22 protein-coding genes are annotated in these 21,520 nt (G+C 70.3%); 11 read left to right on the forward strand and 11 right to left on the reverse strand.

The genetic code is table 11. From position 1 onward, the window contains the following. The first annotated feature begins 43 nt into the window (after positions 1–43). Together IE246_RS23300 and IE246_RS23305 are read left to right on the forward strand one after the other, a co-directional pair. Positions 44–1,000 carry a 3-hydroxyacyl-CoA dehydrogenase NAD-binding domain-containing protein gene (locus tag IE246_RS23300; protein ID WP_189994215.1) on the forward strand — a complete coding sequence of 319 codons (957 nt, stop codon included), beginning with the start codon at positions 44–46 and terminating at the stop codon, positions 998–1,000. Continuing rightward, entirely contained in the window at positions 997–2,253 is a 1,257-nt protein-coding gene (locus tag IE246_RS23305) for an NAD(P)/FAD-dependent oxidoreductase (protein ID WP_189994216.1), read from the forward strand. Before IE246_RS23300 ends, IE246_RS23305 begins: the two co-directional genes overlap by 4 nt. Positions 2,254–2,442: 189 nt before the next feature. Here IE246_RS23305 and IE246_RS23310 read toward each other — a convergent pair whose 3' ends face one another. Continuing rightward, positions 2,443–2,886: a carboxymuconolactone decarboxylase family protein gene (locus tag IE246_RS23310; protein ID WP_189994217.1), complete on the reverse strand. Its 444-nt coding sequence runs from the start codon at positions 2,884–2,886 to the stop codon at positions 2,443–2,445. 76 nt (positions 2,887–2,962) lie between these two features. Next, positions 2,963–3,823 carry an N-formylglutamate amidohydrolase gene (locus tag IE246_RS23315; RefSeq protein WP_189994218.1) on the reverse strand — a complete coding sequence of 287 codons (861 nt, stop codon included), beginning with the start codon at positions 3,821–3,823 and terminating at the stop codon, positions 2,963–2,965. Between the two features lie 135 nt (positions 3,824–3,958). On the opposite strand from IE246_RS23315, the gene IE246_RS23320 reads away from it, so the two are divergent. After that, the gene (locus IE246_RS23320; protein ID WP_189994219.1) at positions 3,959–5,461 is read left to right on the forward strand and encodes a M81 family metallopeptidase; all 1,503 of its coding nucleotides are present in this window, start codon (positions 3,959–3,961) and stop codon (positions 5,459–5,461) included. Positions 5,462–5,676: 215 nt separating this feature from the next. On the opposite strand, the gene IE246_RS23325 is transcribed toward IE246_RS23320, so the two are convergent. Then, positions 5,677–6,783, reverse strand: a complete 1,107-nt coding sequence (locus tag IE246_RS23325) for a M14 family metallopeptidase (RefSeq protein WP_189994220.1) — start codon at positions 6,781–6,783, stop codon at positions 5,677–5,679. 113 nt (positions 6,784–6,896) lie between these two features. On the opposite strand from IE246_RS23325, the gene IE246_RS23330 reads away from it, so the two are divergent. From IE246_RS23330 to IE246_RS23350, 5 genes are all read left to right on the forward strand, one after another. Beyond that, on the forward strand, positions 6,897–7,469 hold the full coding sequence (locus tag IE246_RS23330) for a helix-turn-helix domain-containing protein (protein ID WP_189994222.1): 573 nt from the start codon (positions 6,897–6,899) through the stop codon (positions 7,467–7,469). A 7-nt stretch (positions 7,470–7,476) separates the two neighbouring features. Further along, positions 7,477–8,025 carry a GNAT family N-acetyltransferase gene (locus tag IE246_RS23335; protein ID WP_189994224.1) on the forward strand — a complete coding sequence of 183 codons (549 nt, stop codon included), beginning with the start codon at positions 7,477–7,479 and terminating at the stop codon, positions 8,023–8,025. Between the two features lie 2 nt (positions 8,026–8,027). Beyond that, positions 8,028–8,483, forward strand: a complete 456-nt coding sequence (locus IE246_RS23340; protein WP_189994226.1) for a DMT family transporter — start codon at positions 8,028–8,030, stop codon at positions 8,481–8,483. Between the two features lie 92 nt (positions 8,484–8,575). After that, the gene (locus tag IE246_RS23345) at positions 8,576–9,088 is read left to right on the forward strand and encodes a TRAP transporter small permease (protein ID WP_229837461.1); all 513 of its coding nucleotides are present in this window, start codon (positions 8,576–8,578) and stop codon (positions 9,086–9,088) included. Positions 9,089–9,097: 9 nt separating this feature from the next. Then, positions 9,098–10,408 (forward strand): TRAP transporter large permease, encoded by a 1,311-nt coding sequence (locus IE246_RS23350; RefSeq protein ID WP_189994228.1) that lies wholly within the window; start codon positions 9,098–9,100, stop codon positions 10,406–10,408. Here the strand turns inward: IE246_RS23350 and IE246_RS23355 are convergent. Both IE246_RS23355 and IE246_RS23360 read right to left on the reverse strand, forming a co-directional pair. After that, positions 10,368–10,973 carry a class I SAM-dependent methyltransferase gene (locus tag IE246_RS23355; RefSeq protein WP_189994230.1) on the reverse strand — a complete coding sequence of 202 codons (606 nt, stop codon included), beginning with the start codon at positions 10,971–10,973 and terminating at the stop codon, positions 10,368–10,370. The two genes, IE246_RS23350 and IE246_RS23355, sit on opposite strands and share 41 nt — an antisense overlap. Before the next feature lie 86 nt (positions 10,974–11,059). Beyond that, positions 11,060–11,833: a ferredoxin--NADP reductase gene (locus IE246_RS23360; protein WP_189994232.1), complete on the reverse strand. Its 774-nt coding sequence runs from the start codon at positions 11,831–11,833 to the stop codon at positions 11,060–11,062. 331 nt (positions 11,834–12,164) lie between these two features. Between IE246_RS23360 and IE246_RS23365 the strand changes: the two genes are divergently transcribed. Beyond that, complete coding sequence (locus IE246_RS23365; RefSeq protein WP_189994235.1) at positions 12,165–12,905, forward strand: pyridoxine 5'-phosphate synthase; 741 nt, start codon at positions 12,165–12,167, stop codon at positions 12,903–12,905. 66 nt (positions 12,906–12,971) lie between these two features. Here the strand turns inward: IE246_RS23365 and IE246_RS23370 are convergent, their stop codons facing one another. Further along, positions 12,972–14,003: a permease gene (locus IE246_RS23370; RefSeq protein ID WP_189994237.1), complete on the reverse strand. Its 1,032-nt coding sequence runs from the start codon at positions 14,001–14,003 to the stop codon at positions 12,972–12,974. Positions 14,004–14,098: 95 nt separating this feature from the next. On the opposite strand from IE246_RS23370, the gene IE246_RS23375 reads away from it, so the two are divergent. After that, the gene (locus IE246_RS23375; protein ID WP_189994239.1) at positions 14,099–14,956 is read left to right on the forward strand and encodes a LysR family transcriptional regulator; all 858 of its coding nucleotides are present in this window, start codon (positions 14,099–14,101) and stop codon (positions 14,954–14,956) included. Between the two features lie 15 nt (positions 14,957–14,971). Here the strand turns inward: IE246_RS23375 and IE246_RS23380 are convergent, their stop codons facing one another. Together IE246_RS23380 and IE246_RS23385 are read right to left on the reverse strand one after the other, a co-directional pair. Continuing rightward, entirely contained in the window at positions 14,972–15,790 is an 819-nt protein-coding gene (locus IE246_RS23380; RefSeq protein ID WP_229837462.1) for an enoyl-CoA hydratase-related protein, read from the reverse strand. 5 nt (positions 15,791–15,795) lie between these two features. Continuing rightward, positions 15,796–16,764: an alpha/beta hydrolase fold domain-containing protein gene (locus IE246_RS23385; protein ID WP_189994243.1), complete on the reverse strand. Its 969-nt coding sequence runs from the start codon at positions 16,762–16,764 to the stop codon at positions 15,796–15,798. 179 nt (positions 16,765–16,943) lie between these two features. Here IE246_RS23385 and IE246_RS23390 point away from each other — a divergent pair, with 179 nt between their 5' ends. Further along, a complete protein-coding gene (locus tag IE246_RS23390) occupies positions 16,944–17,756 on the forward strand; it encodes a hypothetical protein (protein ID WP_189994246.1) in 813 nt (270 codons plus the stop codon). 414 nt (positions 17,757–18,170) lie between these two features. Here the strand turns inward: IE246_RS23390 and IE246_RS23395 are convergent, their stop codons facing one another. The 3 genes from IE246_RS23395 to IE246_RS23405 form a co-directional block, all read right to left on the reverse strand. Beyond that, entirely contained in the window at positions 18,171–18,587 is a 417-nt protein-coding gene (locus tag IE246_RS23395; protein ID WP_189994248.1) for a hypothetical protein, read from the reverse strand. Between the two features lie 154 nt (positions 18,588–18,741). Beyond that, positions 18,742–20,301 (reverse strand): alkaline phosphatase family protein, encoded by a 1,560-nt coding sequence (locus tag IE246_RS23400; RefSeq protein ID WP_189994250.1) that lies wholly within the window; start codon positions 20,299–20,301, stop codon positions 18,742–18,744. 87 nt (positions 20,302–20,388) lie between these two features. Beyond that, entirely contained in the window at positions 20,389–21,363 is a 975-nt protein-coding gene (locus tag IE246_RS23405) for a TRAP transporter substrate-binding protein (protein ID WP_189994253.1), read from the reverse strand. Between the last annotated feature and the right edge of the window lie 157 nt (positions 21,364–21,520).

Consider the following 21,520-nt stretch of genomic DNA (forward strand, 5'->3'; position numbering starts at 1 on the left):
TGCTGATATGCGGCGGCGAACAGATCGGCGAAGGGAGTGCGGCATGACGGCCTACAAGGCCTACGACGCGGTTCGGCGCATCGCGGTGCTCGGCTGCGGTACCATCGGGGCGAGCTGGGCGGCGTATTTCCTGGCACGCGGCTACGACGTGGCGGCCTGGGACCCGGCCGAGGGGTGGAAGCAGCGCCTGCAGGCCTTCGTCGACAACGCCATGCCGCAGCTGCAGGCGGTCGGGACGGCGACCGGCGCGCCGGGGCGCCTGGAGATGCTCGATACGCCGGAAGCGGCGGTGACCGGGGCCGATTTCGTGCAGGAGAACGCCACCGAGCGGGCGCCAATCAAAATCGAACTCTACAGGCGAATCGACGCGGCCCTGGCGCCGGACGCGATCCTGGCGACCTCGACCTCTGGGCTGATCCTGTCGGAGCTGGTCGAGGGCATCGCCTCGGCGCCGCGCTTCGTGGTCGGCCACCCGTTCAACCCGCCGCACCTGATCCCGCTGGTCGAGGTGGTGTCGAGCAAGGTCACCGACGCGGCGGCGGCTGAGTGGGCCTACGGGTTCTACGCCCACGTCGGCAAGCACCCGATCGTGGTGAAGAAGGAGGTCAAGGGCCACCTGGCCAACCGGCTGCAGGCGGCGCTGTGGCGCGAGGCGTTCAACGCCGTGGTCGACGACCTCGCCAGCGTCGAGGACATCAACGCCGCCATTGCCCAGGGGCCGGGGCTGCGCTACGCGCTGATGGGCCCGCACATGATCTTCAACCTGACCGGCGGGAAGGGTGGCATCCGGGCGGCGCTGGAGCAGTTCGGCCCGCCGATGGCGTCGTGGTGGGAGACCATGCAGCGCACGCCGGCCTTCGACGACGAGCTGAAGTCCAGGCTGATCGCCGGCATCGAGGCCGAGATGGGCGACCGCACCATCGAGGACCTCGAGAACGAGCGCGACACGAGGCTGGTGTTGCTGCTGAGGATGCTCAAGGAGACGGAGGGCGAGCGATGAGTGCAGCGGTCCAGCCGAAGCGCATCGTCGTGGTCGGCGCCGGCATCGTCGGCGTCGCCACCGGCCTGCACCTGCAGCGCGAGGGGCACTCGGTGACCCTCGTCGACCCGACCCCGCCGGGCCGCGGCACCTCGTTCGGCAATGCCGGGTCGATCGCCATCGGCAGCGTCTACCCGACCGGCTCGCCGGGGAACTGGAAGCAGGTCCCGAAGATGCTGACGGACCCGATGTCGCCGCTGCGCATCAAATGGTCCTACGTGCTGAAGGCGGCACCCTGGTTCTGGCACTTCCTGGAGGCCAGCCGCGAGAGCCGGGTCGAGGAGATCTCCCATTATCTCTGGGCGCTCTCCAAGGATGCCATGGTCTCGCACCGCAAGCTGATCGAATTGTCGAAGGCGTACGACATCGTCAAGCCGGTGGGCTGGCTGAAAGTCTACTCCAGCCAGCAGAGCCTGGATCGCACCAGGCACGAGCGTGAGGTGATGACCCGGCGCGGCGTGAAGTTCGACGTGCTGACGGCCGACGAGATCCGCCAGCTCGAGCCCGGCCTGTCGCCGAAGTTCACCCACGGCTATCACCAGCCGGAGAACGGCTTCGTCAGCGAGCCGGTCAAGCTGACCGAGGCGTACTTCGCCAAGTTCCAGGAGCTCGGCGGCAAGTGGGTGCCGGAGAAGGTCAGGCGCTTCGCCATGGGCCCGAACGGCGTCGAGAAGGTGGTGACCGACCTCGCAATGTACCCCTGCGATGCGGTGGTGATCTGTGCCGGTGCGCGCAGCCACGAGATCGTCGCCATGCTCGGCCGCCGGTTCCCGCTCGACACCGAGCGCGGCTACCACCTGAACCTGAACGTCCAGGAGGGACCGGAGCTGCGGCGCGCCACGGTGATCGGCGACTACGGCTTCGTGCTGGCGCCGATGCAGGATGGGCTGCGGCTGACCACCGGGGCCGAGTTCGCCGGCGTCGACGCGCCGCCGGATTTCCGGCGGATCTACCGCATGCTGGAACTGGCGCACGAGGCGCTGCCGGGGCTGAAGGCCGAGGTGACGCGCGAGTGGCTCGGTTTCCGGCCCTCGACCCCGGACAGCGTGCCGGTGATCGGCCGCTCGCCGGACCACGCCAACGTCTATTTCGGGTTCGGGCACGGCCATATCGGCCTGACCCTGGCGGCCCGGACCGGAGAACTGCTCACCGACCTGATCGCCGGCCGCGACCCGGGCATCGACCTGACGCCGTACCGGATCGACCGCTACTGACGGTCGGGTAGTGTCAGGCGCCGCGGCGGCGGGTGGGTCCCGGCTCTCCGCGGCAAGCCGCTCCGGCCGGGATGACGTCGGGGGTGTAGGGCCGTCGCACTCCCCCAATTGTCGTCATCCCGGAGTGGGCCGCCGCAGGCGGACCGCATCCGGGACCCACGGCGCGACGGGCGTTTCCCGACCAGCGCCTCAGTCGACCGCGTGGGCGACCTCGAAGCCGGCCATCAGGCGGTTCCAGAGGTTGATCAGGCCGATCGCGACGCTCAGCTTGACCGTCTCCTCGTCGGTGAACTGCGCTTTCAGCGCCGCGTAGTCGGAATCCGACGCGTGGCTGTCGGCGATCCGGGTCAGCGCCTCGGTCCAGGCCAGGGCGGCACGCTCGCGCTCGCTGTACAGCGACGAGTCGCGCCAGGCGCTCAGCAGGTGCAGCCGCTGCTCGGACTCGCCGGCCTTGCGGGCGACCTTCACGTGCAGGTCGATGCAGAAGGCGCAGGCGTTGATCTGCGAGGCGCGGATCTTCACCAGCTCCAGCAGCGAATGCTCGAGGCCGCAGCTCTGGACGTAGGCGTTCAGGGCACGGACGGCCTCGTAGGCCTCGGGGCAGGTCTTCAGCGGGTTCAGGCGGGGCTGCATGGAATCCTCTCGCGTTGTCCGGCGGTTGTCGCGAACTCCGACCACGCGCGCCGGCGGCGGCGTAGGGCCAAATCCGTCAGCCGGCGATGGACCGAGCGTGGGCCGCGACCGCCGCGATCATGCGGGTGATCGCGGCCTTGGTGGCGCCGAACCGCTCGGACCGCCGGATCGCGGCCTCGTCCATGTAGATCCCGCGGTTGACCTCGATCTGCAGGGACTCGCGGCCGGCGGACGGGTTCGAGTAGCGGCGGATCAGCTCGACGCCCTTGAACTTCTCGTTGACCGCCACCGAGTAGCCGGAGGCGCGCAGGCTCTCGACCACCAGCTCCGTGAAGGCCGGTGAAGCGGTGGTGCCGTCGCGGGTTCCGACGATGAAGTCGGCGCGCCGCTCGCCGCCGTCGCCCCAGCGCGCGTCGCCGAACTCCGGCATCGAGTGGCAGTCGATGTGGAACACCGTGCCGAACCGCTCGAAGGTCTCGTCGAGCGCCGCCTTCAGGGCCTCGTGGTACGGCCGCCAGTAGGTCGCGATGCGGTGCCGGACCTCGTCGATCGTCAGCGGCCGGTCGTAGATCGCGGTCTCGCCGTCGATCACCTTCCAGACCAGCGAGGCGCCGCGGGCGGTCTTCTCGGTGGTATCGACCGGGTCCGGCCAGCCGCTCTCGACCATCGACAGGTCGAGGTCGCGCTCGCTGCGGTTGGGGTCAATGTAGGCCCGACGGAACAGCGCCTCGATAAGGATCGCGCCGTGCTCGGGACCGGCGCCGAACAGCTCCTCGACGTACCAGTCGGCCACCCGCTCGCACTGTGCCATCGGGATCGACGGCCGGAAGTCCGGCGGGAACAGCAGGCCGGTATGCGGGCTGTCGAGCACCAGCGGGGCCGGGGATCCGACCGGGTCGGTCCGGCGCAGGACGTTCGGAATCTCGTGGCTGGCCATGCGCGACAGCTCCGGCGGGTCGACGCGCCGGTTCTACCGCCGGGCGACCGGCGCGGCAACCGGACGCCGGCAGGCGTTGACGGCCGGCCGGGTCCGCGCACTGAATACCGCCCCGTCCCAAGCAGAGAGAGCGAAATGGCATCGCCGCGCGTCCTGATCGGTCAGTTCATGCACGAGACCAACACCTTCAGCGTCCAGAAGACCGGCACGGACGCGTTCGCCCGGCTGATGCTGAAGGAAGGGCCGGAGGTCGTGCCGGCGCTGCGCGGCACCAACAGCGAGACCGCCGGATTCCTGACGGTGGCCGAGGCCGAGGGCTGGACCGTGGTGCCGTCGGTGGTGGCGATGGCGACGCCGGCCGGCGTGGTGACCGCCGAGGCGTGGGACCGGCTGGGCCTGGCGGTCGCCCGCGCGGCGGCCGAGGAGGGGCCGTTCGACGGGGTGCTGCTGGCCCTGCACGGCGCCATGGTGACCGAGCTGGACGACGACGCCGAGGGCGCGCTGCTGGAGGCGGTCCGCGCTGCCGTCGGACCGGACGTGCCGGTCGGCATCACCCTCGACCTGCACGCCAACGTCTCCGACCGGATGGCGGCGCTGTCGAACGTGATCTGCCCGTACCGCACCTATCCGCATATCGACATGGCCGAGGCCGGCGAGCGCTGCGCCAGGCTGATCGGCGACGCCATGGCCGGCCGGACCCGTCCGCGGACGCTGGTCGCGCGCCGGGCGCAGGCCGAGGGCTTCGACCACGGCCGCACCGATGCCGGGCCGATGCTGGAGGCACTGGCCCGCGCCGCCGAGGCGGAAGGCCGGCCGGGCATCGTCACCACCGCGGTGTGCGCCGGCTTCTCCAGCGCCGACATCTCGTTCATGGGGCCGAGCGTGGCGGTGTCCTACGACTCCGGCGTCGCCGGGGCCGAGGCGACGGCGCGCGAGATCGCCGAGTCGTTGATGGATTTCTGCTGGGAGACGCGCACGCACCAGGGCAACACCTACCTGACCCCCGATCAGGCGGCGGCCCGCGCCAAGGCGCACGAGGCGGGGGCGCAAAAGCCGATGGTGATCGCCGACTATGCCGACAACCCGGGCGGCGGCGCCTATGGCGACGCCACCGAGCTGCTGCGGGCGATGATCGACGCCGATCTGCGGAACGCCTGCTTCGGCGCCATGGTCGACGGCGAGGCGGCGGCCGCGCTGCACGCCGCGGGCGAGGGGGCGGCGGTGACCGTGGCGGTCGGCGGCAAGGTCGACCCGCGGTTCGGCGGCGCACCGCTGACCCTGACCGGGACGGTCGAGAAGCTGACCGACGGCCGGTTCGTCTGCGACGGGCCGATGTGGCGCGGCATCGCCAAGTCGTTCGGACCGAGCGGCGTGCTGCGGGTCGGCGGCGTGCGCATCCTGGTGGTCACCAACAGCATGCAGATCACCGACGTGCAGCAGTTCCGGCATGCCGGCATCGACCCGGCGGCGATGGCGACCGTCGGGCTGAAGTCGATGCAGCACTTCCGCGCCGCCTACCAGCCGATCGCCGAGGAGGTGCTGGTCTGCGACACCGGGGCGCTGTGCTCGCCGGACGTCCGCACGCGGCCGTTCCGGAAGATCCGCCGGCCGGTCTGGCCGCTCGACCCGATGGAGTGACGCTGCGGGAGGCGACGCCCGTCGCGACGTGGGTTCCGGCTCCGTTCCGCCTGCGGCGGCCCGGTCCGGAATGACGTCGGGAGGAGGAAGGCGTCCCGATCCGGAACAATGCAATTCGAGCGGCGGTTGTCCCCTTTCTTGACGTCATTCCGGACGGCCGCGCCGAGGCGCGGACGAGCCGGAACCCACAAGCCGCTTCCGAGGCCCCGGCGGGATCAGCCGAAGCGCTCCAGCCCCTCCAGGGTCTGGCGGATCACCTGGCGGGAGCGCCACAGCACCATCTCCTTCCAGGTGTCGGTGGCCGGGTAGTAGTGCCACTTGATCGCCTGCTTGATGGCCTGGGCTTCGGCGTCGTGCCAGTCGAAGGTGCGGTGGGCGTGCAGCCAGTGGTCGGCCCGCAGGTTCTTGCGGCTGCGCTCCTGGTCGTAGGTGCCGTATTCCAGGGCGACGTAGGTGTAGCGCTCGCCCAGCCGCGGCTCCCAGAACCGGCCCTGGGTGCCGTTCAGCGGGATCGAGAACGACGCGCCCTCGGCCGGCAGGCCGGTGCTGTCGCCGTACATCGCCAGCACCCGGTCCAGGTTCACCGTGCCGCGCTTGTGGCCGCAGATCGGCTCGCCGTAGCCGTGCGGGCCGAGGCCGGTGTGCACGTCGACCACCGACACCATGCGCCGGTCGCCGAGTCGGAACGCGTCGAACACCCCGGCCAGGGTCTGGCGGGCGCGGGTCGGGGCGGTGCCGCCGAAGAACATCGAGTGCTGGTGCTTGTACTGCCCGGCCTTGCGGGCGGCCTGGAACGCCTTCTCGCCGTGCTCGGCCCGCCACGCGGCGATCTTCGCCTCGGCCGCAGCCAGGGTCGCCTCGTCCAGCGAGGCCGGGACGAAGGCGTCGACCAGTTCGTCGTGGCCGGGGTTCTCGGGCAGCTTCTGGTCGAAGTCGACGAAGTTGCGGTTCAGGTCGCAGCCTTCCTCGGTGACCCGCCGCCACCACGCGAAGCCGTGGCAGTTCAGGGCGTGGACCAGCAGCACCGCGGTGTCCGGCGGCAGCCGTTCCGCGCCACCGTCCGCCAGCCAGTCGACCTGGATGCCGGAGCCGCAGAAGCCCTCGACTCCGTGGGTGGCGCTGATCAGCACCAGCACCCGGCCGGCATCCTCGGGCCCGACCCAGGCGACATCGGTGGTCAACGGCTCGCCATGCGGGCCGCGCAGCGGGTTCTCCCAGGCGGTGAGGCTGGCCCCGGCGGCGGTCGCGGCGTCGAGGAACAGGTGGCGGGCGTCGCCGTATTCGTCGGCGAAGCTCGACCGGATAGAGGTCAGAATGTCCATGTCTCTGCCGGTATCACCGCGGCGGACCGGCGGCAAGCGCCGGGCGGGCAGGGCAGTGGTGCAGGTATCGACCGGTCTTGACGGGATTCCGGTTTCGGGAGAAATTCCCAGATATGGAAAATTCTCTCGCAACCGAAGCCTCGATCGATCAGCGGATCGCCCAGCGCCTGAAGGTGCTGCGCGGGGAGCGCGGCTGGTCGCTGGACGAGCTCGCCCGGCGCAGCGGTGTCAGCCGGGCGACCCTGTCGCGGCTGGAGAACGCCGAGGTCAGCCCGACCGCCAGCGTGCTTGGCAAGCTGTGCGCGGCCTACGGCCTGACCATGTCGCGGCTGATGCACATGGTCGAAGGCGACTTCCGGCCGCTGGTGCGCCGGGACGCGCAGCCGGTCTGGCTCGATCCGGAGGTCGGGTTCCGGCGCCGCTCGGTGTCGCCGCCGTCGCAGACGCTCGCAGCGGAAGGGCTGGAGTGCGAGCTCGAATCCGGAACCCGCATCGCCTACGACGAGCCGCCGCGCCCCGGGCTGGAGCACCACCTGCTGCTGCTCGACGGCGCGCTGACGGTCACGGTCGGCGGCCAGACCCACGTGCTGCGGCCGGGCGACTGCCTGCGCTACCAGCTGTTCGGCCCGAGCGCGTTCGAGACGCCCGCGCACTGCGGCGCCCGCTACGTCCTGTTCATGGTGTGAGGCAGACATGGACACGCATGCCCCGATCGCCGTCGCCGAGCTCGCGCCGGAGGAGCTGCCCGGCAACGTCGGCGCCCTCGGAGAGCTGCTGCACGCCTGCGTCCACGACGGCGCCAGCGTCGGCTACGTGCTGCCGTTCGCGCCACAGCAGGCCGAGGCGTTCTGGCGTGACAAGGTGCTGCCGCCGGTCGCCACCGGCACCCGGGTGCTGTGGGTGGCTCGCGTCGGCGGGCAGTCCGGGGGGCGGATCGCCGGCACCGTGCAGCTCGACCTGGACACCCCGCCGAACCAGCCGCACCGGGCCGAGGTCCGCAAGCTGCTGGTGCACCCGGCGTTCCGGCGCCGCGGCATCTCGCGGCTGCTGATGGCGGCGCTGGAGCGGCGGGCGGCCGCACTCGGGCGCAGCCTGCTGACCCTGGATACCCGAACCGGCGACGTCGCCGAGCCGCTGTACGCCTCGATCGGCTACCGGGTCGTCGGGGTGATCCCCGGCTACTGCCGCGACCCGTTCGCCGACCACCTCGACCCGACCACCATCATGTACAAGGCGCTCTGACCGTGGCGGCCCCGGTGTTCGTCGTCCTGGCGCTGCTGTCGGGGGCGCTGCTGGCGGCCCAGGGGCCGATCCTGGCCCGGCTGGCGACCTATGCCGGCGGCCCGATCCAGGCGGCGATCGTCGCCTTCAGCATCGGCCTCGCGGCCCTGGTGACGGTCTGCCTTGTGTCCGGCGGCGCGCTGCCGCGGCCGTCGGGGATCGTGCGGATGCCGGTCTGGCTGTGGGCCGGCGGCCTGATCGGGACCAGCCTGCTGGTGCTGACCCTGCTGGCGGTGCCGCGGATCGGCGTCACCACCTTCGCGGCGGCGGTCGTGTGCGGGCAGCTGATCGCGGCGCTCGCCTACGACCACACCGGTGCGTTCGGGCTGGAACTGCGCCGGATCGAGATTCGCGACGTCGCCGGCGTCGTCCTGCTGCTGGCCGGGCTGCTGATGATCACCGGCCACCAGCGCAACTGAATCGCGGTCTCCTCGGCCACTTCCCCGACCGGCATTTCCCCGGCATGCTGTCGCCCGCCGGTGGGGCCGGCACAACGCGTTGCGGGGGAACGATGATTCGACGCTGTCTCGACGGGCTGTATCTCGGAGCGGGGATGCTGGCCGCCCTGTTCATGGTCTCGATCGGCATCCTGATCGTCACTTCGGTGATCGCCCGGCTCATGGGATCCTACGTGCCGGGGCTGAACCAGTACGCCGGCTACGCCATGGCGGCGTCCTCGTTCTTCGCGCTCGCCTATACCTTCGGCGCCGGCGGCCATATCCGGGTGAACCTCGTGCTCGCCAGGCTGCAGGGCCGGGCGCGCTGGCTGGCCGAGCTGTGGTGCCTGGGCGCCGGCTCGTTCCTGGCCTGCTACCTCGCCTGGTACCTGATCAAGATGGTGCGGGTCTCGCACATGCTCGGCGACGTCAGCGAGGGCGTGGACGCCACCCCGCTGTGGATCCCGCAGCTCGGCATGGCGGTCGGCTCGACTCTGTTCGCGATCTGCCTGATCGATCGTCTGGTCTCGGTGGCGCTCGGCGCGCCGATCGACAAGGCCGGCGGCGACGCCGCGGCCCTGGAGTAGGGGGCGGCCATGGAAGACTTGCTGTTCACCGGCCTGTTCCTGGTCACCCTGTTCTTCTTCCTCGGCTCCGGCCTGTGGGTCGGGCTGTCGCTGGTCGGCGTGGCGCTGGTCGGCATGGAGCTGTTCACCTCGCGACCGGTCGGCGACGCCATGGCGACCACGATCTGGTCGGCCTCGTCGTCGTGGACGCTGACCGCCCTGCCGCTGTTCATCTGGATGGGGGACATCCTGTTCCGGACCCGGCTGTCCGAGGACCTGTTCCGCGGCCTCGCCCCCTGGATGACCGGGCTGCCCGGCCGGCTGCTGCACACCAACATCGTGGGTTGCGCGGTGTTCGCGGCGGTCTCGGGCTCGTCGGCCGCCACCCTGGCGACGGTCGGCAAGATGTCGATACCGGAGCTGCGGCGCCGCCAGTATCCGGAGACCATGATCATCGGCACCCTGGCCGGGGCCGGCACGCTCGGCCTGCTGATCCCGCCGTCGATCATCATGATCGTCTACGGCGTGACCGTTAACGAGAGCATCGCGCAGCTGTTCATGGCCGGCATCCTGCCGGGGATCATGCTGGCCGGGCTGTTCATGGGCTACATCGCCATCCGCGCCCTGCTGCAGCCCGACCTGATGCCGGACAAGGGCGATCCGCTCAGCTTCGTCGGCAAGATCAAGCGCTCGGTGTACCTGATGCCGGTGGTCGGGCTGATCCTGGCGGTGCTCGGCTCGATCTACTTCGGCATCGCCACCGCCACCGAGGCGGCGGTGCTGGGGGTGATCGGCGCCCTGATCCTGTCGGCGCTGCAGGGCTCGCTGACCTGGGACAACTTCAAGGAGAGCCTGCTCGGCGCCACCCGGACCTCGTGCATGATCGCGCTGATCCTGGCGGGGGCGCACTTCCTGACCCTGGCAATGGGCTTCACCGGCCTGCCGCGGCACCTGGCCGAGTTCATCGGCTCGCTCGAGCTGTCGCCGCTGATGCTGATCTTCGCGCTGACGATCTTCTACATCGTGCTCGGCTGCTTCCTGGACGGCATCTCCTCGGTGGTGCTGACCATGGCGGTGGTGGAACCGATGATCCGGCAGGCCGGGATCGACATCGTCTGGTTCGGCATCTTCCTGGTGATCGTGGTCGAGATGGCGCAGATCACCCCGCCGGTCGGCTTCAACCTGTTCGTGCTGCAGGGCATGACCCACCACGACATGGGCTACATCGCCCGCGCCGCCGTGCCGATGTTCCTGGTGATGGTGGTGGCGGTCGGCCTGATCGTGGCGTTCCCGGAGATCGTCATGTACCTGCCGGAGACGATGCGCCAGGGTCCGGGGTGACGGTGGGGGCCCGGGTGACGGTGTAGCGGTACACCGGCATCGGCCCGGACTCGGCCTCCAGCACGGCGGCGTCGGGCGGCCAGCCGTCGAACGCGAAGCTGTAGGCCACCACCGGCGTGCCGGGGCGCAGTTCCGCCGTCAGTTTCGGGGCCAGCCGCCGCATGGTGGCCGGCATCAGGTAGCAGACGACGGCGCCGGCGTCCGACAGCGACGCCGCCATCAGTTCGGCGCGGCGGAACTCCAGGTTGGGATACCGGCGCAGCATCAGCATGGCCCGCGCGAACAGCCAGGGCAGCGGCGACAGCTCGATGCCGACGACCCGGTTAGACGGGTAACGCCGGGCGAGCGCGAAGGCGAGGCCGCCCCAGCCGGACCCCAGGTCGTAGACCGTGCCGTCGACCGTCGCCGGCAGCAGCCGGAGCATCACCGCGCGGATCCCCGAGCCGGTCGGCATCGGTGGCACGCCGGTGCGCAGGGCATAGGCGACGATCAGCAGGCCGCCGGCGAGCAGGGTGACGAGCGCCACCGCCTCGGGGCCGGCAATGACCACCTCGATCGGGTTCACAGCGCGAACCCGCGATTACGAGAATGCAGAAACCCCATGGCGCCCGCTCGCCGGATCCGACGGCGGCATGATGCCACGAAACCGGATCAGCGCTCCACGAACGCCCGCTCGATGACGTAGCTGCCGGGCTTGTTGTTGCTGCCCTCGACGAAGCCGAGGTCCTCGAGGATCTTCTTCAGGTCCTTCAGCATGGCCGGGCTGCCGCACAGCATTGCGCGGTCGTGCTCGGGATCGAGCATCGGCAGGCCGAGGTCGTCGGTCAGCTTGTTCGACAGGAGCAGGTCGGTGATCCGGCCGCGATGGCGGAACGGCTCGCGGGTGACGGTCGGGTAGTACAGCAGCTTCTCGCGCACGTACTCGCCGAGCAGTTCGTCCTTCGGGAAGTCGTTGGCGATCCACTCGCCATAGGCCAGCTCGGCGACCTTCCGGCAGCCGTGCACCAGCACCACCTTCTCGTAGCGCTCGTAGCTCTCCGGGTCCTTGATCAGGCTCATGAACGGGGCCAGCCCGGTGCCGGTGCCGATCAGGTAGAGGTTGCGGCCCGGCAGCAGGTTGCCCTGCACCAGGGTGCCGGTCGGCTTGCGGCCGACCAGGATCCGGTCGCCTTCCTTGAGATGCTGCAGCCGCGACGTCAGCGGGCCGTCCGGGACCTTGATGCTCAGGAACTCGAGCTTGTCCTCGTGATTGGCGCTGGCGAGCGAGTAGGCGCGCATCAGCGGCTTGCCCTCGACCTCCAGGCCGATCATCGTGAACTGGCCGTTCTCGAACCGGAACCCCGGATCGCGCGTGGTCGTGAAGCTGAACAGCGTGTCGGTCCAATGGTGGACGCTGAGCACGGTTTCGGAGTTCAGATTGCTCATCTGCCGGCATCCCATTCCGCAAGGGTCTTCAGACGGGGTGGATCTCAGATGCTGGGTGGATAATTGTTCGTATACCTACATTTTTCAAGAGGCGAGTTGTCGCGTCGCGCTCGCTCTGGGCGGCTTCTAGATAGCCGCTCGGCCATGGTGCGCCAAGCGAATTGTTCGATTTAACGCACAATGTGCGGAATACCGGAATATCGCTCGCCCCATGGTCCGCTCGCGCCGCCATGTGTTGGCCCCATGGCAGCGACAACTTTGCCTTTGAACACGGCGCCATACTGGCCGATTCTGCGGTCGGACGAATTGACCTGCATCAGGATTCACTGAAATGACCGCGCTCAGCGTCAATCTCAACAAGGTGGCGACCCTCCGGAACACCCGTCCGCACGCCGAGCCGAGCGTGCTGAAGGCGGCGCGGATCGTGCTGGAGGCGGGCGCGGCCGGGGTCACGGTGCATCCGCGTCCCGACGCCCGGCACATCCGCGAGCAGGACGTGCTGGACCTGGCCGGACTGCTGAAGGACCCGGCCTGGACCGGGCGCGAATACAACATCGAGGGCTATCCCGACGAGCGCTTCCTGGCCCTGATCGAGCGGGTCCGGCCCGACCAGGTGACCCTGGTGCCGGACGCGCCGGAGCAGTCGACCTCCGACCACGGCTGGGACCTGCCGGGCGACGCCGAGTTCCTGCGGCCGATCGTGGCCCGCCTGCACGAACTCGGCTGCCGGGTGTCGCTGTTCGCCGACCCGGTGGCCGATGTCATCGCCGGGGCCAAGGCGGTCGGCGCCGACCGGGTGGAGCTCTACACCGGGCCTTACCACGACGCCTTCGGCAAGCCGGCCCAGGGTTCGGTCCTCAACACCTTCGTGGCGGCCGCCGGCCAGGCCAAGCAGCTCGGGCTCGGCCTGAACGCCGGGCACGACCTGACCCTCGACAACCTGCCGACGCTGTCGCGCGCGATCCCGTGGATCGACGAGGTGTCGATCGGCCACCACCTGATCGGCGACGCCTTGTGGATGGGGCTGGCAGCGGCGGTCAAGGCGTACCAGGCCTGCCTGGCGGGCGAGTGACGGCCGGCCCGCGGTAGCCGTCGTCGTGACCCGTCGGCGAGGCCGTTTCGGGTCGCGCATCCCGGCTCACGACAGCAGGCCGAAGAGCCAGCCCGAGGCCATCGATCCGGCGGCGGCCAGCGCCAGGTAGAGCAGGAACGGCTTCAGCCTGAGGACCGGCAGGATCGCCAGCGCGCCCCAGACGCTCACCACGCCCCCGGACACCAGGAAGGCCATGGCTGCGCCGGTCGACATGCCGTGATCGATGAGGGTCCGGGTCAGCGGCAGGGCGGCGTAGCCGTCGACATAGGCCGGACCGCCGACGACGACGGCCAGCGGGATGGCGAGGGCACTGTCGCGGCCGAGAAGGGGCCCGAGCGCGTCGGGCCGAAGCCAGGCGTTCAGAAGGAACTCCGCCGCGAACGCCGGTATCAGGACGATCAGCATCAGCCGCGTGATCGACCAGGCCTCCCGGCCGAACCGGGACCGCCGGGCGCGTTCCCGCCAGATTCGGGCGTCGAAGGTCGCGGCTGCCCCGCCGCAGGTTCCGGCCGGCCGCCCGAGAGTCCCGACGATGCGGTTGGATCGAAGAGGTGCCCGGATCCAGTCGCGGCGGGCGAGCATGCCGGTCACGCCGCCGCCGAGCAGGCCGAGGCCGATCGCAGCCAACGCCTTGCCGACGGCGAACTTCCAGCCGAGCGTGGCGACGGTGGCCGCCAGTATCGCCGGCCCGGTGATCGGCGAGGCGAGCCAGAACGCCATGACCGGGGCCAACGGCACGCCGGCCGCCAGCAGGCCGGCCATGAGCGGCAGCACCGTTACGCCGCAGACCGGCAGCAGCGCTCCGACGAACGCGGTCGCCAGGACCGCCGGGACCGTCCGGCCGCGGAACAGCGACGAGACCCGTTCGCCGGCACCGCTCGCCGTGATCCAGGCCGCGAGCAGGACGCCCGGCACGACGATCGGGGCGACATGGAGCATGCTGGCGGTGACGAACGCCACGGTCTGCCACGCCAGCTGCGGTTGCCACCACACCGTCGGCACGAGAAGCAGCCCCAGCAACAGGTAGACGTGGCGGACGGCGAGCTTCGACGAGCGGGTGACTTCCGATACGGCCATGTCGACCTCCAGCGGTTGCGCCTTGAAACTGCGCGTCACGGAGGCATTTGAGAAACGAGTAACTCGAAATTCAGCAATCGGAGAGATCAATAGCGATGCCGCAGCTCGACAGCGATCTGCTGCGAACCTTCCTGGCGATCGTCGAGGCCGGAAGCGTCTCGGGCGGTGCCGGGGCGATCGGGCGGTCGCAGTCGGCGACCAGCCTGCAGGTCAAGCAGCTCGAGGGCATCGTCGGCCGGCCCTTGTTTCGCCGGCACGGCCGGGGGGTCACGTTGACCGCGGCCGGCGAGCATCTGGTCCCGACCGCGCGCCGGGTGACAACGGCTCTCGACTCGGCGCTGGCCGACCTGCGGGGCGACGGCCTGCGCGGGCGCGTGCGGCTGGGCATCCCCGACGACCACGGCGGGTCGGTGCTGACCCGGATCGTCGCCGGTTTCGGGGCACGCCACCCGGATGTCGAGCTGCAGGTGCATTGCGCGCTGGGGGCCGGCTTCGACGCGGCCCTGCGCTCGGGGGCGCTGGACATCGCCGTCTTCGAGGTCGCAGTGCCGGCCGCGGACGAGGAGGTCCTGAGGGAGGGTGTCCTGGGCTGGTTGTGCAGTCCCGAGCACGACCTGGACTCGGCCGAGGTCCTGCCCGTCGCGCTGTTCGACCGCGACTGCTGGTGGCGGGACCGTGCCCTGTCCGACCTGGAGGCGGCCGGGCGCCGGTATCGGGTGGTCTTCATGAGCGAGAGTGCCGCCGGCGTCCGGGCTGCCGTGCACGCCGGCGCCGCCGCTGCACTGCTCGACCGCGAACACCCGGCGGACGGCCTTGTGCCGCTGACCGGCATGGGGGCCCGGCACAGATCCTACCTGGTACTGCGCAGCTCGGTGGCGGCGACGGGGGCCGTCTGCGATGCCGTGCGCGAGGCCATCCGCATCGCCTTCGGCGGTTCCGTGCGGCCGGCCTGATCCTCGACGACCGGCCTACAGCCCCTCGGCGGGGCCGGGGTACCAGGCCGGCGGGCGCTTCTCCAGGAAGCTCGCCAGGCCCTCGACCGCCTCGTCGGTCTGGCGTTTGGCCGAGTGCTCGACGATCAGCGCCTCGAAGTGCTCGTCGCTCAGCATCAGGCCGGCCTCGACCAGGGCGCGGCGCTTGGTCTGGGCGGTGGCGTCCGGGGCGGACATCAGCAGGGCGTCGATCACCGGCGCCGCCGCCGCGTCGAGCCGGCCTTCCGGGCAGACCTGGTGGACCAGTCCCATCGCCTGGGCCTCGGCGGCGCCGAAGCGCTCGCAGGTGAGGCCGTAGCGGCGAACGTTGCGGACGCCGATCGCGGCGTTCAGGTGCGGCACGATGATCCCGGCCATCACGCCCCAGCGGGCCTCGGTGATCGCGAAGATCGCGTCGTCGCTGGCGATCACCACGTCGGCCGCGGCGACGATGCCGGTGCCGCCGCCGAAGCAGCCGCCGTGGACCAGCGCCACGGTCGGCTTGGGGAACTCGGTCAGGCCGCGGATCGCCGAGGCGGTGCGGCGCGACACCACCACGTTCTCCTCCGGCGACAGCCTGCCGATCTCCTTCAGCCAGCCGAGGTCGGCGCCGGCCTGGAAGTGCCGGCCGTTGCCGCGGATCGTCACCACCCGCACGGCGTCGTCGTCGCCGAGCCGGCCGAACGCCTCCAGCAGCCCACCGATCACGTCGCCGTTGTAGGCGTTGTTACGCTCCGGTCGGTTCAGGGTCACGGTCGCTACCCCGCGGCGGTCGACCCCACACAGCACCGTGCCGTTTCCGTAGCTCTCGCTCACGTCCCTCATCCTCGCAAAGTCGCCGACAGCTTGCCGGCCAGGTCCTCGATCATCCGCTGCGCCTTCGGCACCGTCCGGGTCAGGGTCATGAAGCCGTGCACCACGCCCTCGTACACGGTCAGCGACCCGGGCACGCCGGCGGCGCGGAGCCTGGCGTCGAACCGGACGGCGTCGTCCCGCAGCACGTCCAGCCCGGCGGCGGCGACGAAGCTCGGCGGGAACCCCGTGACGTCGGCGCGCATCGGCACCACGCGCGGGTCCGCGAGATCCTCCGGGCCCCGGACGTAGTGCTCGAAGAACGTCTGCATCTCGGCGGTCGACAGGCCCCACTGGCCCGCGCCGAACGCCCGGTAGGATTCGGTCTCGAAGTCGTCCCCGGTCACCGGGTAGATCAGCCCGAGCGCCGACACCGGCGAGCGGGCCCGGTCGCGCAGGTGCAGTTCGGCGCCGATCGCGATGTTGGCGCCGGCGCTGTCGCCGGCCATCGCGATGCGGGTCGGGTCCACGCCCCAGTCGGCGCCGTGCGCGGCGATGTGCTCGACCACCGCCGCAACCTCGGTGACGGCAGACGGGAACTTGTGCTCGGGGGCCAGCGCGTAGTCGACGGCCGCGACCACGCAATTCGCGGCGTTCGCCAGGACGTGCATGCCGCGGGCGTGGGTCTCCAGCGAGCCGACCACCCAGCCGCCGCCGTGCAGGTAGACGATGACCGGCAGCGGCCCGTCGGCCGACGGGTACAGCAGCCGCACCGGAACCGGGCGGGTCGGGCCGGGGACCGCGGTCTCCTCGATGCGCGCCAGCGCCGGGCGATCCTGGTTCCACCAGGCCCGGTCCACCTCCATGCGGTGCCGGGCCTGATCCGGCGTCATCCGCGAACGGTCGGCGGGCAGGTCGTGCTCGCGCGCGATCTCGGCCATGCGCGCCAGGGCGAGTTGCATGTCCGGGTCGACCCACGGTTCGGCGTCGCTGGCCATGTTCGGTCCCTTGATTTCGTCTGAGGCGTCCTCCCGGACGGGCGACGGCGGCCATGGTCGGCGGTTTCGGCGCGCCCGGCAAGCCCGCGCGCGATGTCGCGAGCCGTTCGCGGATCGGGGGAAACGGCCGAGTCGAAGTGCTATGTTTCCGAGCCTCTCCACACCTAGAGGGGTACACCATGTCTACAGCAGTCCTGAAGACGACCTCGGACCCGCTCGGCGGGCTCCTGGACTACGGCCGGCTGGTCCGCGGAATCCTCCGGAACTACAACGAGGCGGTGGTCGGCTTGCTCGAACGCGACGGCTTCCGGCTGGACATCCATTCGGACCTGCGGGTCTGGCGCGGCATCATGCAAACCGCATCCGGCACCGACGGCATCAACCCGACCTTCGACCCGGACCGTAGCGGCGAGCCGGAGGACGCGTACGTCCTGCACGTCCACGACCGCGACGGGCGGACCGCCGCCATGATGTGCGGCCGCTACATCGAGACCGACGACTACCACGACTATGTCCGACGGGGCCTGCTGTGGTCGCCGGCATCGGCTGCGCGGCCGGTCGAGACCCTGCTCCACGAGCCGGGGCCGTCGGGCCGGCTCAGCCACTGCGGCGGGCTGTGGGTCGACCCGGTGCACCGGGGCATCGGCCTGTCGTGGCTGATCCCGCGGCTGAACCACGCGGTCGCGGCATACCGGTGGGGCGTCGACGGCATCGTCGGCGTGGTGTTCGACCGGCTGCTGTCGAAGGGGGTTCCGACCGCCAACTACGGCGTCCCGGACGTGCGGCTGTGCGTCGACGGCTGGTTCTGGCCGACGGGCAAGCGCGAGCGGATCTACCAGACCTTCACGCCGGCCGACTTCCTAATCAAACGCACTTGGGACGACCTTGAGCAGATTCGGGCGGGTGGCGACAAGAAGATGCGAGACTTCGCGCCGATTGCTCGAAAGCGGAATGATAAAGCGCCGGTAGACGATCTCGCGACCGTGCCATAACAGCTCGACCTGGGAGAGCGTGGCTACCCGATTCGTCTTGACGAACGAGTAGTCACGCTCGGCCAGCCGGCGGACCAGCGACCATTCGGCATCGCGCAGCCGGCGTCCCGAGTACTCCTGGCCGTCGTGGATGGCGATGCGGTTGCCGTACTGGACGAACCGGTACTCCGACGGGGTGTCCGGCGTGCAGTCGACCAGATGCGTCGACCCCAGGATGTCGAGATTGATGAGGATGTTGGAGTCGACCTCGTCGACCGAGGGAGGGGCCCGGCGCGCGCCCAGGCGCAGCGCCGACGAGAGCTTGACGAAGGAGTTGTCGACGCCGACCACGAAATCGTCGGACCGGCCGAAGCGGGTCAGCGCCCGACCGCCGGAATCCGAGTTCTCGATCTTCGCCTCTCCCCACATCGCTGACTACCAGCCGGCGATGCGCAGGAGGCGGATGGCACGGTCGGCCGTACGAACCGGCAGGACGATGAACTGCAGGCCGCCGCCCAGGTCTTCCAGCACCGAGAAGTGCAGGGCCATCGGCCGGTCGACCTCGCCGAGGCTGGCGTGGATCTTCTTGGCGATCTCGATGTGGTAGTAGGCGTTGTCGAAGGCCTCGACCAGTTCCGGCTCGTTGGTCAGCTCGCCGCTTTCCTCGTTGAACAGGAAACAGCGCGCCCCGCAGATGGTCTCGTTGGCGAGGATGCCGGCGGGGTCGGTCTTCGACTGCTCCAGCCATTCCAGCGTGGCGCTCTTCAGCGCCAGGTCCAGGTCCAGGAAGGACACGTGCCGGATGATGAAACCGGGAGCCGGGACGATATATGCGGCGCGTGCGATGCCCATGACGGTTTCCGATCGTCGCAATTTCACGACTACATCATTCGCCGCCGACGAACGTCAAGCGTGTGCCGGTCCGGCGTTGGCGCGAGTCTACGACGGTGACGGTTTCCAAGAAGTTACCGCCAGGGCGTGCGCGGACTGGCTGTAGGGCGGCAGTCTACCAGCCCGACCGGTCCGGCGCGACGTGAGTCGGGCCGCCCGGGGTCACCAGGCTCCAGCCGGTCAGCGTGCGGTCGGCGTGCGCCATCCGCCAGGACAGCATGCGGCCGGCGTAGTCGGCCCGGATCGACGCGTAGTCCGGATCCTGTGCCCGGTTCTCCAGCTCGCCGGGGTCGCGCCTCAGGTCGAACAGCAGCGGCGGCAGGCCGGTGAAGTGCACGTACTTGAAGTCGCGGTCGCGCAGCACCGCCAACTGGGCGGTGTCGACCGTCAGGCCCAGCCGGTCCTCGATGTCGGTCGAGCCGATCTCGCGGAAGTCGTATTCCCAGTGGACGGCGTCCCGCCAGGTCGAGGGCGTGCCGCCCTGCAGGAACGGCATCAGCGATCGCCCGTCCATCGCCGGGGGAACCGCGGCACCGACGGCCTCCAGGACGGTCGGCGTCAGGTCCACGGCCTCGGTGAACGCCTCGACCACCCTTCCGGGCGTCGGGGTGCCGCCGGCCGGCTTGACGATCAGCGGAATGTGGTAGGCGGCATCGAAATAGCCGCATTTGCCGAGCAGCCGGTGGTCGCCCAGCATTTCGCCATGGTCGCTGGTCACCACGATCATCGTGCGGTCGTAGCGCCCGGTCCGCTTCAGGAAGCCGACGGCGCGGCCGACCTGGGCGTCGACCTCGGCGATCATGCCGTAGTAGGTGGCGCGCATGGTGGCGACCGCCTCGTCCGACATGTCGGCGCCGAGTCCCGGAGCTTCGTAGACGTAGCTCGACAGCCGGATCCGGCCCAGCTCCCAGGCGAGGTACGGGTGCTGAGCCGCCTCGGCCTCGCGGCTGGCGGCCCGGACCGGGCGCGGTGTCGCTGCCGGGTCGATCAGCGTGTTGTACGGCGCCGGCACCACGAAGGGCGGGTGCGGGCGGATCTGGCTGACGTGCAGGAAGGTCGGGCCGGCGGCGCCGTCGCGGGCCGACAGATGCTCGATCATCCGATCGGTCAGGAACGCCGTCTCGGTGGAATCGGCGTCGAATGCCGGCGGCTCGCGGTGCGGGCCGGCGGGCGGGCGGCCGCTGCCGCGCGGCCGGAACACGTCGTGGACGCCCGAGCCGAGGTCGACGCCGCGCGCCGCAAGCCATTCGCGCCACAGCGGGCTCGGCTCGGCCATGTCGGTATGGACGGCGAAGCCCGGCGCGATTCCCTCGTAGGTCCGCAGCCGGGGATCGTCGGCCGGCACGCCGCGCGGATCGATCGACTGGTCGGTGTAGCCGAACAGCAGCGGGTCGTAGCCGACCGCCCGGGCCTCGGTCGCGACCGTCGCGTGGCGGGCATCCAGCGGCGTGCCGTTGCGGCACACCCGGTGGTTCATCTGGTACAGCCCGGTCAGCAGGCTGGCCCGCGCCGGCGAGCACGGGGCGCAGTTGGCGTAGTGGTTGCGGAACAGCACGCCGTCGGCGGCCAGGGCGTCGAGGTTCGGCGTGCGCACGCACGGATGCCCGACGGCCGCCAGCGAGTCCCCGCGGAACTGGTCGAGGGTGATCAGCAGGATGTCGGGGCGGGACGACATGGCGTGACGGTCTCGGACGGTTGCTGAAACGCGGCGGGCCGGCCCGAGGGCCGGCCCGCTCGACCCCAGTCTATACGATAGTCCGCGTTACATCTTCTTGAAGCGCTCGACGACGGCCTTGCCGGCGGCCCCAGCCTTTTCCAGCCACTCGCTGGTCATGGTGTCGCCGATCTTCTTGAAGTCGGCGGCCAGCGCGGCGCTCGGCGGTTCGACGGTCATGCCGTTGGCCTTGAGCTGCTCCTTGTACCAGTTGGCCAGCTCCTCGGACTTCGCCCAGCCGGCCTTCTCGGCGTCGGCGGCGGCCTTCATCACCACGTCCTGGGTCGCCTTGTCGAGGCCGTCCCAGGCCGCCTTGTTGACGATGATCATGTTCTTCGGCAGCCAGGCGTTGGTGTCGTACCAGAACTTGGTGAACTCCCAGAGCTTGCTGTCGTAGCCGGTCGAGCCGGAGGAGATCATCGACTCGGCGACGCCGGTGGAGAACGCCTGGCTGATCTCGGCGGCCTCGATCTTGGTCGGGATCGCGCCCATCAGCTCGGCGAGCCGGGCAGTCGCCTGGTTGTAGGCGCGGAACTTCACGCCCTTCATGTCGGCGGCGGATTCGATCGGCTTCTTGGTGTACAGGCCCTGCGGCGGCCAGGCGACGGCGTACAGCAGCTTGACGCCCTTCGAGTCGAGCAGCGCGTTGAGCTCCGGCTTGCTCGCCTCGTACAGCTTCTTGGCGTCGTCGTAGGAGGTCGCCAGGAACGGCAGGCCGTCGATCTCGAACAGCGGGTCCTCGTTGCCGAGCGCCGAGATCAGCCGCTCGCCGATCTGCGCCTGGCCGGTGCGGACCGCGCGGAAGATCTCGCCGCCCTTGAACAGCGAGCCGCCCGGATGGGTGACGATCTCGAGCTTGCCGCCGGTGCCGGCCTTCACCGCGGCGGCGAATGCCGCGGCGGTCTCGGAATGGAAGTTGGTCGCCGGGTAGGCGAGAGGCATGTCCCACTTCTCGGCGAGCGCCGAGGTGGCCCAGCCGAGGGCCAGCACGCCGGCCGCGGCCGTGGTGATGATACGCTTCATGAAGCTCCCCTTTCGCAGTCCTCGCCGGAACCATGCGGCCCGGCCGCCGATAGCATGCGAGCGTTTCATTCGATGGCAAGCGCCTTCGAAGCGTCGGCTGAGGGGTGACGCCGCGGCTGCCGGGCTCTAGGCTCGCGCGGAATCGTCTTCGGAGGAC

This window comes from Thalassobaculum fulvum, from assembly GCF_014652915.1.
GTDB classification, from domain to species: Bacteria; Pseudomonadota; Alphaproteobacteria; order Thalassobaculales; family Thalassobaculaceae; genus Thalassobaculum_A; species Thalassobaculum_A fulvum.

Bases quoted from the DNA above. Each gene is read 5' to 3' on its own strand.
- IE246_RS23360 (WP_189994232.1), bottom strand. From the start codon at position 11,833: ATGAGCAATCTGAACTCCGAAACCGTGCTCAGCGTCCACCATTGGACC.
- IE246_RS23350 (WP_189994228.1), top strand. From the start codon at position 9,098: ATGGAAGACTTGCTGTTCACCGGCCTGTTCCTGGTCACCCTGTTCTTC.
- IE246_RS23325 (WP_189994220.1), bottom strand. From the start codon at position 6,783: ATGGACATTCTGACCTCTATCCGGTCGAGCTTCGCCGACGAATACGGC.
- IE246_RS23305 (WP_189994216.1), top strand. From the start codon at position 997: ATGAGTGCAGCGGTCCAGCCGAAGCGCATCGTCGTGGTCGGCGCCGGC.
- IE246_RS23330 (WP_189994222.1), top strand. From the start codon at position 6,897: ATGGAAAATTCTCTCGCAACCGAAGCCTCGATCGATCAGCGGATCGCC.
- IE246_RS23395 (WP_189994248.1), bottom strand. From the start codon at position 18,587: ATGGGCATCGCACGCGCCGCATATATCGTCCCGGCTCCCGGTTTCATC.
- IE246_RS23300 (WP_189994215.1), top strand. From the start codon at position 44: ATGACGGCCTACAAGGCCTACGACGCGGTTCGGCGCATCGCGGTGCTC.
- IE246_RS23390 (WP_189994246.1), top strand. From the start codon at position 16,944: ATGTCTACAGCAGTCCTGAAGACGACCTCGGACCCGCTCGGCGGGCTC.
- IE246_RS23370 (WP_189994237.1), bottom strand. From the start codon at position 14,003: ATGGCCGTATCGGAAGTCACCCGCTCGTCGAAGCTCGCCGTCCGCCAC.
- IE246_RS23385 (WP_189994243.1), bottom strand. From the start codon at position 16,764: ATGGCCAGCGACGCCGAACCGTGGGTCGACCCGGACATGCAACTCGCC.
- IE246_RS23345 (WP_229837461.1), top strand. From the start codon at position 8,576: ATGATTCGACGCTGTCTCGACGGGCTGTATCTCGGAGCGGGGATGCTG.
- IE246_RS23375 (WP_189994239.1), top strand. From the start codon at position 14,099: ATGCCGCAGCTCGACAGCGATCTGCTGCGAACCTTCCTGGCGATCGTC.
- IE246_RS23315 (WP_189994218.1), bottom strand. From the start codon at position 3,823: ATGGCCAGCCACGAGATTCCGAACGTCCTGCGCCGGACCGACCCGGTC.
- IE246_RS23400 (WP_189994250.1), bottom strand. From the start codon at position 20,301: ATGTCGTCCCGCCCCGACATCCTGCTGATCACCCTCGACCAGTTCCGC.
- IE246_RS23320 (WP_189994219.1), top strand. From the start codon at position 3,959: ATGGCATCGCCGCGCGTCCTGATCGGTCAGTTCATGCACGAGACCAAC.
- IE246_RS23310 (WP_189994217.1), bottom strand. From the start codon at position 2,886: ATGCAGCCCCGCCTGAACCCGCTGAAGACCTGCCCCGAGGCCTACGAG.
- IE246_RS23335 (WP_189994224.1), top strand. From the start codon at position 7,477: ATGGACACGCATGCCCCGATCGCCGTCGCCGAGCTCGCGCCGGAGGAG.
- IE246_RS23365 (WP_189994235.1), top strand. From the start codon at position 12,165: ATGACCGCGCTCAGCGTCAATCTCAACAAGGTGGCGACCCTCCGGAAC.
- IE246_RS23405 (WP_189994253.1), bottom strand. From the start codon at position 21,363: ATGAAGCGTATCATCACCACGGCCGCGGCCGGCGTGCTGGCCCTCGGC.